The organism is Nocardia puris, from assembly GCF_003315035.1.
In the GTDB taxonomy this organism is placed as follows: Bacteria; Actinomycetota; Actinomycetes; order Mycobacteriales; family Mycobacteriaceae; genus Nocardia; species Nocardia puris.
The window spans coordinates 329308-342022 of the sequence record NZ_QNRE01000003.1 but is presented as its reverse complement, the minus strand read 5'-3'; the positions used below and the strand labels follow the sequence as shown (position 1 = coordinate 342022).

Sequence of the window (12715 nt, the reverse complement as noted above, 5' to 3'; positions counted from 1 at the left end):
CCGCGAGGTGAACCTACGGACCGGTAACGTGGTCCGCATGTCCGCCGACGCCGCCGATCCCGAGGTCTCCAGCAAGCCGAAGTCGACAGCCAAGTTCCGCGGCCCCATCATGTTCCGCCGCGACCGCAGGCCGGGGGTCGGCACCGCCGACCGCAACCTGCTCGACAGCCGCGGCGACAGCGACTGGGTGCACACGGATCCGTGGCGGGTGCTACGGATCCAGGCCGAGTTCGTGGAGGGTTTCGGCGCGCTGGCCGAGGTGCCGCGCGCGGTCACCGTGTTCGGTTCGGCCCGCACGACCGTCGACCACCCGGAGTACCAGGCGGGCATGGCGATCGGCGCGGCGCTGGCCGAAGCGGGATTCGCCGTCATCACCGGCGGCGGCCCCGGCGCGATGGAGGCCGCCAACCGCGGCGCCTGCGAGGTGGGCGGCTATTCGATCGGGCTCGGCATCGAATTGCCGTTCGAGCAGAGCCTCAACGAGTGGGTCGATCTGGGCATCAACTTCCGCTACTTCTTCGTGCGCAAGACGATGTTCGTGAAGTACTCCGAGGCGTTCGTCTGCCTGCCCGGCGGTTTCGGCACCCTCGACGAACTGTTCGAGGCGCTCACCCTGGTGCAGACCCGCAAGATCACGCGGTTCCCGATCATCCTGTTCGGCACCAAATACTGGAGCGGGCTGGTCGACTGGATGCGCGGCTCCCTGGAGGGGTCCGGCAAGATCTCGCACACCGATCTGGACCTCATCCACGTGACCGACCGGGTGGAGGACGTGGTCGACATCATCGCGCGCGCCGCCGCCGAGCGCGCCGATATCGACACCCTCGGTACGGAGGACAAGTGGTGAGCCCGGCGCCCTACTCGGTCTGCGTGTACTGCTCGGCCAGCACCACCGATCCCGACGCGCTCGCGCTCGCGGCCCGGGTGGGCACCGAGATCGCCCGCCGCGGTTGGCAATTGGTGTCGGGCGGCGGACACGTCTCGATGATGGGCGCGGTCGCCACCGCGGCGCGGGCCGGCGGCGCCAACACCATCGGCGTGATCCCGAAACACCTGGTGCACCAGGAAGTCGCCGACGTGGACGCCGACGAACTCGTCGTCACCGACACCATGCGCGAGCGCAAACAGATCATGGAGGACCGCGCCGACGCGTTCCTCACCCTGCCCGGCGGCATCGGCACGCTCGAGGAGTTCTTCGAGACGTGGACCGGCGGGTATCTCGGCCAGCACGGCAAACCCGTGGTCGTGCTGGATCAGGACGGCTTCTACGAGGGGCTCTTCCGCTGGGTGGACGGACTGCGCGACCGCGGGTTCGTCAACGGCCGCGCCTTGGGCCGCATCACCGTGGCCGGCGATCTGCACGGCGCCTTCGAGGCGCTGCGACCGGGCTGACCCGGAGACACCGACGGCACTGGGGGTCAGTGCCGCGCGAAGCTAGGAGACGAAGCGAGTGAGTACCGACAGCCGTTCGACCGTGCGCCTGCGCGATCTGCTCACGGCCCTGCCCGGGATGGCGCTGGACGCGCCGGGCATGTTGCGCAACGCGCCCGGCATGCTGGTGCGCTCGGGGACGAAGGCCTCCATCGGGCTCTTCTTCCAGCGCAACGCGCACCGCCATCCCCACCGCGTTTTCCTGCGGTTCGAAGGACGCGCCTACACCTATGGCGAGGCCAACGCCGAGGTCAACCGGTACGCGGATGTGCTGTCCCAGCGCGGGGTCGGCCGCGGCGACGTGGTGGGCGTGCTCATGACGAACCGGCCCGAGACGATGTTCACGGTGCTGGCCGTCGTGAAGCTCGGTGCGACCGTGGGGCTGTTGAACCACAACCAGCGCGACCAGGTGCTCGCGCACAGCTTCGGCCTGCTCGACAGCGTGCTGAACGTGGTGGGCGACGAATGCGCGCAGGCGCTCAGCTCGCTGCCCGAACCGCTGTCGAACGTGCTGTCCAGCGAGGAACTCGCGGTCGCCGCGCGCACCGCCGACGCCGCCGATCCCGACGTGACCGCGCGGATCGAGGCGGGGGAGCGGGCCTTCCTGATCTTCACCTCCGGCACCACGGGCCTGCCGAAGGCCAGCGTGATGACCCACCAGCGCTGGACCAAGAGCATGTCGGGGCTGGGCGGACTCGGGGTCCGGTTGCGCGGCAACGACACCCTCTACTGCTGCCTGCCGCTGTACCACAACAACGCGCTCACGGTGGCGCTGTCCTCGGTGCTCGCGGGCGGGGCGACCTACGCGCTCGGGCGCAAGTTCTCGGCGTCGGGCTTCTGGGACGAGGTCATCCGTGAGCGCGCCACCGCGTTCATCTACATCGGCGAGCTGTGCCGGTACCTGCTCAACCAGCCGCGGCGGATCACCGACCGGCAGCACAAGGTGCGGTTGATGGTGGGCAACGGCCTGCGTCCGGAACTGTGGGACGACTTCACCAGCCGGTTCGGCGTGCGGCGCGTGGTGGAGTTCTACGGGGCCAGCGAGGCGCCGATCGCGTTCGTCAACGCGTTCGGGGTGAACCGTACGGCCGGATTCGGTCCCCTGCCGTACGCGATCGTCGAGTACGACGACGCCACCGGCAAGGCCAAGCGCGGGCCCGACGGCCGGCTGCGCAAGGTGGGTTCGGGCGGGGTCGGCCTGCTGCTGGCCAAGGTGAACAACCGCCAGCCCTTCGACGGCTACACCGACGCCGACGCCACCGAGTCCAAGCTCGTGCGCGACGCGTTCGCCGAGGGCGACGCCTGGTTCGACACCGGTGACCTGGTGCGCGACCAGGGCTGGTGGCACATCGCGTTCGTGGACCGGCTCGGCGACACGTTCCGCTGGAAGGGCGAGAACGTCGCGACCACCGAGGTCGAGGGCGCGATCGGCGCACACGAATCCGTCGAGCAGGCCGTGGTGTTCGGCGTGGACATCCCGGGCACCGACGGCAAGGCGGGCATGGCGGCGATCACCTTGCAGCCCGGCGCCGAGTTCGACGGCCGCGCGCTGGCCGCGAAGGCCTTCGAGCAGTTGCCCGGTTACGCGGTGCCGCTGTTCGTGCGCGTGGTCGACGAACTCGAGCAGACCTCCACATTCAAGAGCCGCAAGGTGGAACTGCGCAAGCAGGGCTACGCGCCGGACGGCGAGACCGCCCTCTACGTGCTGGCCGGGCGGTCCGAGGGCTACGTCCCGGCTTACGACGGGTACGCCGACGACGTGGCGGCGGGCAAGGCCCCCACTGCCTAGCTCGCCGGCGCTACGGACCCTGGCGACCGGTGGCGGACACCTGCCGCCGGTCGCGAAGATCGGACGACCGGCCTGTGCGGGCGATCTCCGGCGAGGTAGCGGCAGTGCGTGAAGACCGGACGCGGGTGGGTGAGCGGCACCCGACCGCCGCGGGCTCCGCACCGGGCGACGGTCACCGGGCCGCTACAGTCGAGGGCATGCTCAGCCCGACCGCAGTGCCGCTCCCCACGCTGTGCGGCAAGCCGGTGGCGACGGATCGGGCGCTGGTGATGGCTATCGTGAACCGGACGCCCGACTCGTTCTACGACCGGGGCGCCACCTTCGGCGACGCCGCCGCCATGGACGCGGTGGGCCGCGCGGTGGACGAGGGCGCCGACCTCGTCGATATCGGCGGTGTGAAGGCCGGGCCGGGCGAGACCGTGGACGCGGCCGAGGAGTCGCGGCGCGTGGTGCCGTTCGTCGCGGCCATCCGCGACAAATACCCGGACCTGTTGATCAGCGTCGACACGTGGCGTTCGGAGGTGGCGCGGGCGGCGGTGGCCGAGGGCGCCGACCTGATCAACGACACCTGGGCGGGCGCGGATCCCGGTCTGGTGGGGGTGGCCGCCGAACTCGGCGTCGGCATCGTGTGCAGTCACACCGGCGGCGCGGTGCCGCGCACGCGCCCGCACCGGGTGCGCTACGCCGACGTGGTGCGCGAGGTCACCGACACGGTGGTGCGGGCCGCGGAGAACGCGCGCGCGGCGGGCGTGCGCGAGGACGCGATCCTCATCGACCCGACCCACGATTTCGGCAAGAACACCTATCACGGGCTCGAGTTGTTGCGGGGAATCGACGTTCTCGTAAAAACCGGGTGGCCGGTCTTGATGGCGCTCAGCAACAAGGATTTCATCGGGGAGACTCTTGGTGTCGGTCTTTCCGAACGGTTGGAGGGCACATTGGCAGCGACAGCGTGGTCGGCCGCCGCGGGCGCCCGCGTCTTTCGCGTACACGAGGTCGCCGAAACCCGGCGGGTCGTGGACATGATCGCCGCGATCCAGGGCATCCGGCCCCCCGCACGAACCCTGCGAGGTCTGGTATGACAATCCACCACCGCGAATCCGCTTGGGCCACCACGAACACCTGGGACACCCCCGGCTGGTCGGTCGACGAACTCATCGACGCCAAGGGCGGGCGCACGGTCTCGGTCGTGTTGCCCGCGCTGAACGAGGAACGCACCGTCGCCGACGTGGTGGCCAGCATCCGGCCGCTGCTCGGCACGCTCGTGGACGAACTGGTGGTGCTCGACTCGGGCTCCACCGACGCCACCGCCGAGCGGGCGCGGGCGGCGGGGGCGCGCGTCGTCACCCGGGAGCAGGCCGTGCCCGAACTCGAACCGATGCCCGGTAAGGGCGAGGTGCTGTGGCGGTCGCTGGCGGTCACCGACGGCGATCTGGTGGCGTTCGTGGACTCCGATCTCATCGATCCCGATCCGGCGTTCGTGCCGAAGCTGCTCGGCCCGCTGCTGCTGGTCGATGACATGCACCTGGTGAAGGCGTACTACCGGCGGCCGCTGCGTCAGGGCGTGTCCGTCGACGCGCACGGCGGCGGGCGGGTCACCGAACTCGTCGCGCGGCCGCTGCTGGCGGCGTTGCGCCCGCAGCTGTGCTCGGTGCTGCAACCGCTCGGCGGCGAATACGCGGGCACCCGCGAACTGCTCACCTCGGTACCCTTCGCCCCCGGTTACGGCGTGGAGATCGGGCTGCTGCTCGACACCTACGACCGCCTGGGCCTGTCCGCCATCGGCCAGGTCAATCTGGGCGTGCGCACCCACCGCAACCGCCCGCTCGCCGACCTCGGCGTGATGAGCAGGCAGATCCTCGGCACCGTCCTGGGCCGCAGCGGCATCCAGGACTCCGGCGCCGCCCTCACCCAATTCCCCTTGGTGGAAAACGCTTTCACCCCGCACAGCACGGAAGTGTCGCTGGCCGACCGGCCCCCGATGAACACCCTGCGCCCGTCGCGAGTGGCGGCGTAGGGCGAGAGGCGGCGGCGCGGTAGGGGTTCGCGTGATGCCGGGGGAATCCCTGCGCGCGCATCCCGGTCGGCCGATTCGCGACGTGGCCCGCTCGATCGCAGCGGCCGCGGGACGAGAGCGGCACGGCCGGAGCGCGCGGCCCGGTCAGTGGCAGATGCCTCTGTGGGGCAACCCTTCTCGGTCGGGGCGCCACGCGCGCGAGTCGTGCACTCGCCTCAGGTACCGGGGGCGAGGGTGGACCGTTGTCCGAAACCCTGGCCCCGGTCGACATTGCCGAGCATTCGCACGGACCGGCGATCGACTGTGGGTGCGCGGCCGTGTCCGGTGCGGGTATGCGGCGATGGCGCGGCCCGTCGGCAATGATTGCCTATTGATAGCTGACGGATAACGATGCGTGCCGCCGATGGTGGTGGCGTGGCAGATATTCGCAGGACAACTAGCATGGGGGCAACGGCGCCCGGGCGGATCGGTATGGTTGCCGATCCGGTTCGAGGAAGGGCCGGTGGGTTGATGCGGGAAATGGTGGAGCGGCTGATCGGGCTCGTCGCGGCGGGGCCGGTGGCGGTGGCGCGGGTGGTGGACACCACCGGGGCCGGGCCGCGGGAGATCGGGGCCGCGATGATCGTGACGGCATCCGGCGAGGTGTTCGGGTCGCTGTCGGGCGGCTGCGTGGAAGGCGCGGTCGTGGAGACGGCGCGCGCGGTGCTGCGCGACGGGGCAGCGGTAACCGAGCGGTTCGGGTACGCGGCGGCCGACGCGATGGCGGTGGGGCTCACCTGCGGCGGCGAGATCGAGGTGTTCGTGGAGCGCGTCGATGCCGCGCGGCTGCCCGAGTTGTCCGCCGTGCGAGCGGAACTCGCGGCCGGTCGGCCGGTCGCTCTGGCGACCGTGCTCGACTCGGCCGGGGAGTGGAAGGTGTTGCGGCCCGGCGATTCCGGCGCGTGGCGCGGTGTCGAGCGGGATGCGGCGGCGTCGCTGGCGGCCGGGCGCAGCGGGATCGTCGGCACCGAGGAGTGCGCGGCGGGGCGCCCCCGCGTCTTCGTGCAGGTGTGGGCCGCGCCGGCGCGGATGATCCTGGCCGGAGCCAACGAGTTCGTGCGCGCGCTCAGCCGCACCGGTCGTCAGCTGGGCTACCGCGTCACGGTGGTCGACGCCCGCGAAACCTTCGCCACCCCGGCGCGTTTCCCGGCCGCCCACGACGTGGTGGTGGACTGGCCGCACCGCTACCTGGCCGCCGAACACGCCGCAGGGCGGGTCGACGCCGGCACGGTGGTGTGCGTGCTCGCCCACGACCAGAAATTCGACGTCCCCATGCTCGCCGCCGCCCTGGCCCTGCCCGACCTCGCCTTCGTCGGCGCTCTCGGCTCCCGCCGCACCCACGCCGAACGCCTGGCCCGCCTCCGCGAAGAGGGCGTCCCCGAGGCGGCTCTGCGCCGCCTCCGCAGCCCCCTCGGCCTCGACCTCGACGCCCGCACCCCCGAGGAAACCGCCATCTCGATCGCCGCCCAGATCCTCGCCGACCGCAATAACGCCACCGCCCGCCCCCTCATCCACCTCGACGGCCCGATCCACCGCTAGATCCCGCCGCGAAGTTCCATCCGGCGGCCGTGGCCGGCCTCGGCCGCGTTCTTGTCGGCACGCCCCGGTGATCGACTCCTCCTCGGCCTTGCCCTGCGGCGACAACGAACCACGGAATCCGATCCGGTCGGACTCCGCGACAGCGCCTGGCTCCGGCGGGCGGGCAGCCGTCGGCGATCGTAGCGGGGCCACCGCCTGCGCCGACATACGGCAACCAGGCCTGGCGGGTGCCCGCCGAACACGGGACCCAGCCCCTCACCTCGGACGAGGCGGCTCTCGATGACGGCCTTACCGGCCCGCGTCAGCGGTCGGCGGGCTCCTCGATTTCGGCCGACGAAACCTCCGCGTCGTCCTCGTCGGACGGTTCGGGGGCGTCGGATTCGCGCGCCAGGCGAGCCTGGAGGGCTGCGACGGTGAGCTGACCTTCGGGGGAGTTCGAGCGGCGGGTGACGCCGATCAGGACCGCGATGAAAGTCAGCAGGAACACCAGGAGTCCGGCGATCACGAGGACGTTCATCGCGACTCCCCGCAACGGCGGCTCGGGCCGCGGCCGGCGTGTGTGCGTGTCTCGTGTGCCATGAATGCTCACCTACCCGGACGACAGTTACTCGACGGCTATCTAAACATCGACTCGTAAGACGACGATAAGAGGGTGGGGTGACATGCGCCACAGGAAAACCGCCGCGGCTCTATCTGCGTGCGCCCGTGGCGCTTTCGGTGCACCGGCAATCGATCGGCATCCGATCAGCGGCGCGGGCGCGGCCGCAAGGGGCGATGATCGCCGTCGTGGCGGTACACCGGGGTGAGCAGATCCGCGTCGACCGGTTCGCCGCTGGTGCGGTCGTAGCGCACGGCGACCAGCACCGAGAACAGGTGGGTCGCCGCGCGTTCGTGCAGGGTGGCCAGCCGGGTGGCCAGCAGGCGCACCGCCCCCAGTGAACCGGGCGGATGCAGCCCGTCGATCACCAGGCAGGTCCCGCGCCCGTCGGGCCGCGGCAGCCGCGCCAGGTACGCGATGTCGTGCGGTTCCGGCCCCGCGGGCCGGTACACGCGCCGGGCCGCCCGGTCCTCGATGCCGCGCCGCGCGTCGCCCGCCCGAACCACGGTGCGCCGCAAGCGCGGATCGGCGGCCACCAGCTGGCGCAGGTTGGGCGACAGCTCGGGCCCGCCGAGCACGATCAGCCCGTCCCGGTTCAGGTCCACGGGCCGTCCCGGCGCAAAAGTCTCCACCGACACGGCGAACCCGAGTTCGCGCAACAGCTCCACCAACCGCGCCGACGCGCTGGGATCGGGTGCGCCGAGCACCCGCCCGGCCCGCACCTCGGGGGTGAGGATCGTGAGCGACCCGTGCCCGAAGAACAACCCCTCCGGTGCGGGCCCCTGCGTGCTCACCTGGTGGATGCGCGCACGGGAAAGTCCCGCGGCCGCACCGATTCTGGCGAACGTCCACCCCTCGGCGTGGAGCTCCCTGATGACCGCCCTGCGGATCCGCGTGAGTTCGTTGATCGTCTGCTGCGCCGCCGCCACCCCCTCGGTGGCCGCCTTGAGTCTTTCGACTTTGTCCTCGATTGCGAAGACTCGCGCCACGTCATCGGCCGACATGTGCGAAGTCTAGACAGCTGAACAGCGTCAGGTGTCTAGAGCCGTTGACATCGCGTACTGCGCGACGGCCCAGTCTGTTTCGGCCTCACCGGGCATTTTCCGACGACGCGCCGGGCGACACACCGGTCAGGTGGCGTCGGAATCGATCGGCGGACGTTCATTGTGCGCCAACGGTTTTTCCAGCTTCGGCTTCGGGTGATCCGGCATTCCGCTGTTGGCGCCGTACAACTCGTCCTTGGTGGGCACCGCCTTCTCGAGGCTGCGCAGCACCGAGTCGTCGCCGTTGAGCAGGTGCTTGGTGACCATCGAGCGCGGCGTCATCCCGCGCAGCTCGTTCAGGTCGGCCAGCGGTTTGCGCAGATCCTCGAACTCCGGGCCGAGCTCGTTCTTCAGCTGGGCGGTGGCGCCGCTGGCGTAGTCGCGGATCTGTCGCAGGCTCTGCGTGGTCCAGCGCACGGCGCCGGGCAACCGCTCCGGCCCGAGGATGACGAGGGCGGCGACGAGCAGGATCATCATCTCGCCCCACCCGATGTTGCTGAACACGAGACCAGGCTACCCGCACTTCGGCGCGAAAGGTCAGTCGGACTCCAACGTCACAGGCACATCCACCTGCCTGCCATCACGGATCAACCGCACGTTCACCGTGTCGCCGATCTCGTGCGACTGCACCGCGACGATCAGCTCGTCCGGACCGGTGACCTCGCGGTCGCCCACCCGCACGATCACATCGCCCTCGACGATGCCCGCCTTGGCGGCGGGACCGCCCGCCACCACATCGGCCACGGCCGCGCCGCTCATCACCTCGTTGGCGACGGTGCGGGTGTTGGCGGCCACGCCGATCATCGGATGGTGCATCACGCCGTCGCGGATCAGGGTCTGCGCCACCTCGGTCATGGTGTCGACCGGGATGGCGAAGCCGAGGCCCACCGAACCGCCGGTCTCGCTGCGGATGGCGGTGTTGATGCCCACCACGCGGCCCTGCATGTCCACCAGCGCGCCACCGGAGTTACCCGGGTTGATGGAGGCGTCGGTCTGCACGGCGTCGATCACCGCGTTGGTGTCGGTGCCTTCGCCGGACAGCTTCACCGGGCGGTGCAGGGCGCTGACGATGCCCGAGGTGACGGTCTTGCTCAGCCCCAGTGGCGAACCGACGGCCAGCACGTCGTCGCCGACCTGGACCTCGTCGGACTTGCCCAGCGTGGCGACCGTGAGGTTCTTGACGTCGACCTTCAGCACCGCGAGGTCGGTCTTGGGATCGCGGCCGACGATCTCGGCGGGCACGCGGCTGCCGTCGGCGAAGGTGAGCCGGATGACGGCGCGGCCGCTGGTGTCCTGCGCGGCCATCGAGATGACGTGGTTATTGGTCACCACGTAGCCCGCGCCGTCGATGACGACGCCGGAACCGGTCGCGCCGTTGTCGCCCACGGTGACCCGGATCGACACCACCGACGGCAGCACCGCGTCGGCGACCTTGGCGATCTGGCCGTGCGGCTGCTCGATGCCCTCGGTCTGCTCCAGGGTGACCTTGCGGGAGGTGAGATTGGTGGTCTGCTCGGCGGTGAGCCGGCCCGCCAAGCCGCCGAGGAGACCGATGCCGAGCGCGATGGCGGCCAGCAGCGCCAGCGCCTTGGGCGCCACGCGAGAACCGAAGAGGACTTCGCGGGCGGTGAGCTTGCGGTACTGCGGCAGCGGCTGCGGTTCGGGCGTGGGGATCGCGGGCGCGCCCAGACGGGCGGCGGCGTGCGGATCGCGCCACGGATCGGCGGGCGCGGCGGTGGCCGGGGCCGAACCCGCGGCGCCGGGATCGCGCTGCAACAGCTCGTCGGAGCCCTCGGGGCGGCCGAACGCCTCGGCCAGCACCGCGTCGGGCGGACGGGCCTGCGGCAGATCCGGCGCCGCGGGCGCGGCGGGCGTCGCGGCGCGGGGTGCGAACGACCCGCTCTGGCCGGACGGCCTGCGGAACGTGTGCGCGGTGTGGTTGTCGATGTGGGGACGTACCACCGGGCGGGGGCCGAGCACGGGCGCGTCCGGCGGCCTCAGGGTCCCCCTGTCGGCCGCCGAATCGGGGGTGTCGCCCTCGGTGGGCCGCCCGTCCGGCACGGGTCCGGTGTTCCTCGCTTCGGTGGTCACGCGGAAAACTCTACTTGCGCCACCACGCTGCCCACCGGGTCGCGGTGCGCGAATCCGGCAGAAAACCGAAAACAGCCTCGTTGCGGGTGTTTCCGCCGACGCCGCGCCCCTCGGTGGTGCCGCCGGGCAGTTCGGCGAGCGGGATGCGGGTCAGGCTGTCGTGCAGCCCGCGCGGGATGGAGATCGGGCCCGACTGGCGCAGCGCGATGCGCGCCTGCTGCTGGGCGTCCACCTCGGCCGCGCACTCCGGGCAGACCGAGATGTGCTGGGCGGCGCGCAGATACGCGTTCATGCGCAGTTCGCCGTCCACGTAGGCGACGACCGCCTCGCTGGCCAGGTGCTCGGTCGGCGCGAACCGGGGCGTGCGGCCCTGCGTTCGCCGGTCCGCCCCGTGCGGCGGATGACCGAACGTACTGGACTCGCCACTCATGCGGTGCTCACCCTTCCGACGACGTGCTCTGATCCGGGCGACGCCTTCCGGCCGATCACCCGATGTTCGCGTCAGCGGCGAACCGCTGGTGTGTTCCATTATGCGCAAGGTGCTCGCGCAGTGCCTGACGCCCGCGGTGGATGCGGCTGCGCACGGTGCCCAGCTTCACGCCGAGCGTGGCGCCGATCTCCTCGTAGGACAGGCCCTCGATGTCACACAGCACGACCGCGGCGCGGAACTCCGGCGCCAGGGCGTCGAGGGCGGATTGCAGGTCGGGATCGAGCCTGGCGTCGTGGTAGACCTGCTCGGGGCCGGGTCCCTCGGCGGGCACCCGGTCGTAGTCCTCGGGCAGCGCTTCCATGCGGATGCGGTTGCGGCGGCGGACCATGTCCAGGAACAGGTTGGTCGTGATGCGGTGCAGCCAGCCCTCGAAGGTGCCCGGCTGGTAGTTCGACAGCGACCGGAACACCCGGATGAACGTCTCCTGGGTGAGGTCCTCGGCGTCCTGCGCGTCGCCGGAGAGGCGGTAGGCCAGCCGGTAGACGCGGTCGGCGTGCTCGCGGACCAGCTCGTCCCAGGAGGGCATGACCGACCGGTCGCCGGTCGCGTCGAAGGCTGCGGTGCCGGTGAGGTCGGCGGGATCGATGTCGGCGTCCTCGGGCGCGACGATCTGCTCGGGCAGCGTGGCGTACTCGGGTGGCAGGGCGGGCGACGCCTCGGCGACCTCGGAGCGCCCCTGCGCCGCGAACGAACCTGTGACCATGTGGATGGGGCTACCTCCTGCTAAGGACCGTAGAACTCGGGGCGGCACGCGGGTCCGGGTCACGGACCCTCGCGTACGAGATACAACCGACTACCTGTATGTCGTTGTTCCCGAGCCCCGTGTGACACGGTCGGCTGGTCTGGTGCCTTCACTCTTTCCTGTCCTGATATGGCCCGGATATGGAGATCCTGAGGGACACCTGAGAAAACCGATCCGCGCGGAAAGCGCGTTGTCGGGACGCCGCTGAGAGCCGCACCGCATTAGCCTCATACCCGTGGCATCGAACCTGGAGCGAAATCTCTCCTACGTGGAGGAATCCGTCGTGGAGGACGAGATCCTCGTCAGCGCGCGCGAGCGCGCCACCGAATTGGGTGCGGCACCCGTACCGCCGTCGGTCGGTGCGCTGCTGAGCATGTACGCCCAGCTGCTGGGCGCGCGGGCGGTCGTCGAGGTCGGCACCGGCGCGGGCATCAGCGGCCTGTGGCTGCTCGACGGCATGCGCGAGGACGGCACGCTGACCACCATCGATTCCGAACCGGAGCATCAGCGGGCGGCCAAGGAGGCATTCCGGGCCGCCGATATCCCGCCCGCCCGCACCAGGCTCATCAACGGTCGCGCCCTGGACGTGCTGCCCCGCCTCGCCGACGGCGCCTACGACTTGGTCTTCATCGATGCCGCGCCGCTCGAGCACCCCGAATACGTGGAACAGGGTGTGCGGCTGTTGCGCGAGGGCGGCGCGATCGTGCTGCACAACGCGCTGCTGGGCGGGCGGGTGCCCGATCCGGCGCAGCGCGATCCGGCCACCCAGTCGGTCCGCGCGGCCACGCGGGCGATCGCCGAACATCCCGAACTCACCAGCGTGCTGATCCCGGTGGGCGACGGGCTGCTGTGCGCGTCGCGCGGGTAGCCGCGCGGGTGCACACTCGTGGCGGTGACGGCGCGGTCACCCGCAACGCGCACAGATAGACCGCCGCG

At 71.0% G+C, this 12715-nt stretch carries 13 protein-coding genes; 7 read left to right on the top strand and 6 right to left on the bottom strand.

From position 1 onward, the window contains the following. Positions 1 to 37: 37 nt before the first annotated feature. The 6 genes from DFR74_RS11670 to DFR74_RS11645 all read left to right on the top strand — a co-directional run bounded on the left by DFR74_RS11670 (position 38) and on the right by DFR74_RS11645 (position 6815). Positions 38 to 847, top strand: coding sequence for an LOG family protein (locus tag DFR74_RS11670; RefSeq protein WP_067508449.1), 810 nt, complete (start codon positions 38 to 40; stop codon positions 845 to 847). Continuing rightward, positions 841 to 1392 carry an LOG family protein gene (locus DFR74_RS11665; RefSeq protein ID WP_067508451.1) on the top strand — a complete coding sequence of 184 codons (552 nt, stop codon included), beginning with the start codon at positions 841 to 843 and terminating at the stop codon, positions 1390 to 1392. Before DFR74_RS11670 ends, DFR74_RS11665 begins: the two co-directional genes overlap by 7 nt. Positions 1393 to 1450: 58 nt before the next feature. Then, positions 1451 to 3220, top strand: a complete 1770-nt coding sequence (locus DFR74_RS11660) for a long-chain-acyl-CoA synthetase (RefSeq protein ID WP_195124789.1) — start codon at positions 1451 to 1453, stop codon at positions 3218 to 3220. Between the two features lie 197 nt (positions 3221 to 3417). After that, the gene (gene folP, locus DFR74_RS11655) at positions 3418 to 4302 is read left to right on the top strand and encodes a dihydropteroate synthase (protein WP_067508456.1); all 885 of its coding nucleotides are present in this window, start codon (positions 3418 to 3420) and stop codon (positions 4300 to 4302) included. Beyond that, positions 4299 to 5237 (top strand): glucosyl-3-phosphoglycerate synthase, encoded by a 939-nt coding sequence (locus DFR74_RS11650; RefSeq protein WP_067508459.1) that lies wholly within the window; start codon positions 4299 to 4301, stop codon positions 5235 to 5237. Before folP ends, DFR74_RS11650 begins: the two co-directional genes overlap by 4 nt. A 510-nt stretch (positions 5238 to 5747) precedes the next feature. After that, a complete protein-coding gene (locus DFR74_RS11645; protein ID WP_067508461.1) occupies positions 5748 to 6815 on the top strand; it encodes an XdhC family protein in 1068 nt (355 codons plus the stop codon). Between the two features lie 301 nt (positions 6816 to 7116). Here DFR74_RS11645 and DFR74_RS11640 read toward each other — a convergent pair whose 3' ends face one another. The 6 genes from DFR74_RS11640 to sigE all read right to left on the bottom strand — a co-directional run bounded on the left by DFR74_RS11640 (position 7117) and on the right by sigE (position 11740). Then, positions 7117 to 7332 (bottom strand): hypothetical protein, encoded by a 216-nt coding sequence (locus DFR74_RS11640; RefSeq protein ID WP_067508463.1) that lies wholly within the window; start codon positions 7330 to 7332, stop codon positions 7117 to 7119. A 227-nt stretch (positions 7333 to 7559) separates the two neighbouring features. Further along, the gene (locus tag DFR74_RS11635) at positions 7560 to 8417 is read right to left on the bottom strand and encodes a hypothetical protein (RefSeq protein WP_067508466.1); all 858 of its coding nucleotides are present in this window, start codon (positions 8415 to 8417) and stop codon (positions 7560 to 7562) included. 126 nt (positions 8418 to 8543) lie between these two features. Then, positions 8544 to 8960 (bottom strand): Sec-independent protein translocase protein TatB, encoded by a 417-nt coding sequence (gene tatB, locus DFR74_RS11630; RefSeq protein WP_067508468.1) that lies wholly within the window; start codon positions 8958 to 8960, stop codon positions 8544 to 8546. A gap of 33 nt (positions 8961 to 8993) precedes the next feature. After that, complete coding sequence (locus tag DFR74_RS11625; RefSeq protein ID WP_084537544.1) at positions 8994 to 10547, bottom strand: S1C family serine protease; 1554 nt, start codon at positions 10545 to 10547, stop codon at positions 8994 to 8996. A 10-nt stretch (positions 10548 to 10557) separates the two neighbouring features. Beyond that, a complete protein-coding gene (locus DFR74_RS11620) occupies positions 10558 to 10977 on the bottom strand; it encodes a hypothetical protein (RefSeq protein ID WP_067508470.1) in 420 nt (139 codons plus the stop codon). A 55-nt stretch (positions 10978 to 11032) separates the two neighbouring features. Further along, on the bottom strand, positions 11033 to 11740 hold the full coding sequence (sigE, locus tag DFR74_RS11615; protein WP_084537545.1) for an RNA polymerase sigma factor SigE: 708 nt from the start codon (positions 11738 to 11740) through the stop codon (positions 11033 to 11035). 274 nt (positions 11741 to 12014) lie between these two features. Between sigE and DFR74_RS11610 the strand changes: the two genes are divergently transcribed. Next, on the top strand, positions 12015 to 12647 hold the full coding sequence (locus DFR74_RS11610; RefSeq protein WP_407675212.1) for an O-methyltransferase: 633 nt from the start codon (positions 12015 to 12017) through the stop codon (positions 12645 to 12647). The last annotated feature ends 68 nt before the right edge of the window (positions 12648 to 12715 follow it).

What these genes read in the sequence shown, in the direction of transcription:
- DFR74_RS11670 (WP_067508449.1), top strand. Translation starts at nt 38, where the DNA reads ATGTCCGCCGACGCCGCCGATCCCGAGGTCTCCAGCAAGCCGAAGTCG.
- folP (WP_067508456.1), top strand. Translation starts at nt 3,418, where the DNA reads ATGCTCAGCCCGACCGCAGTGCCGCTCCCCACGCTGTGCGGCAAGCCG.
- DFR74_RS11650 (WP_067508459.1), top strand. Translation starts at nt 4,299, where the DNA reads ATGACAATCCACCACCGCGAATCCGCTTGGGCCACCACGAACACCTGG.
- DFR74_RS11645 (WP_067508461.1), top strand. Translation starts at nt 5,748, where the DNA reads ATGCGGGAAATGGTGGAGCGGCTGATCGGGCTCGTCGCGGCGGGGCCG.
- DFR74_RS11640 (WP_067508463.1), bottom strand. Translation starts at nt 7,332, where the DNA reads ATGAACGTCCTCGTGATCGCCGGACTCCTGGTGTTCCTGCTGACTTTC.
- DFR74_RS11635 (WP_067508466.1), bottom strand. Translation starts at nt 8,417, where the DNA reads ATGTCGGCCGATGACGTGGCGCGAGTCTTCGCAATCGAGGACAAAGTC.
- DFR74_RS11620 (WP_067508470.1), bottom strand. Translation starts at nt 10,977, where the DNA reads ATGAGTGGCGAGTCCAGTACGTTCGGTCATCCGCCGCACGGGGCGGAC.
- sigE (WP_084537545.1), bottom strand. Translation starts at nt 11,740, where the DNA reads ATGGTCACAGGTTCGTTCGCGGCGCAGGGGCGCTCCGAGGTCGCCGAG.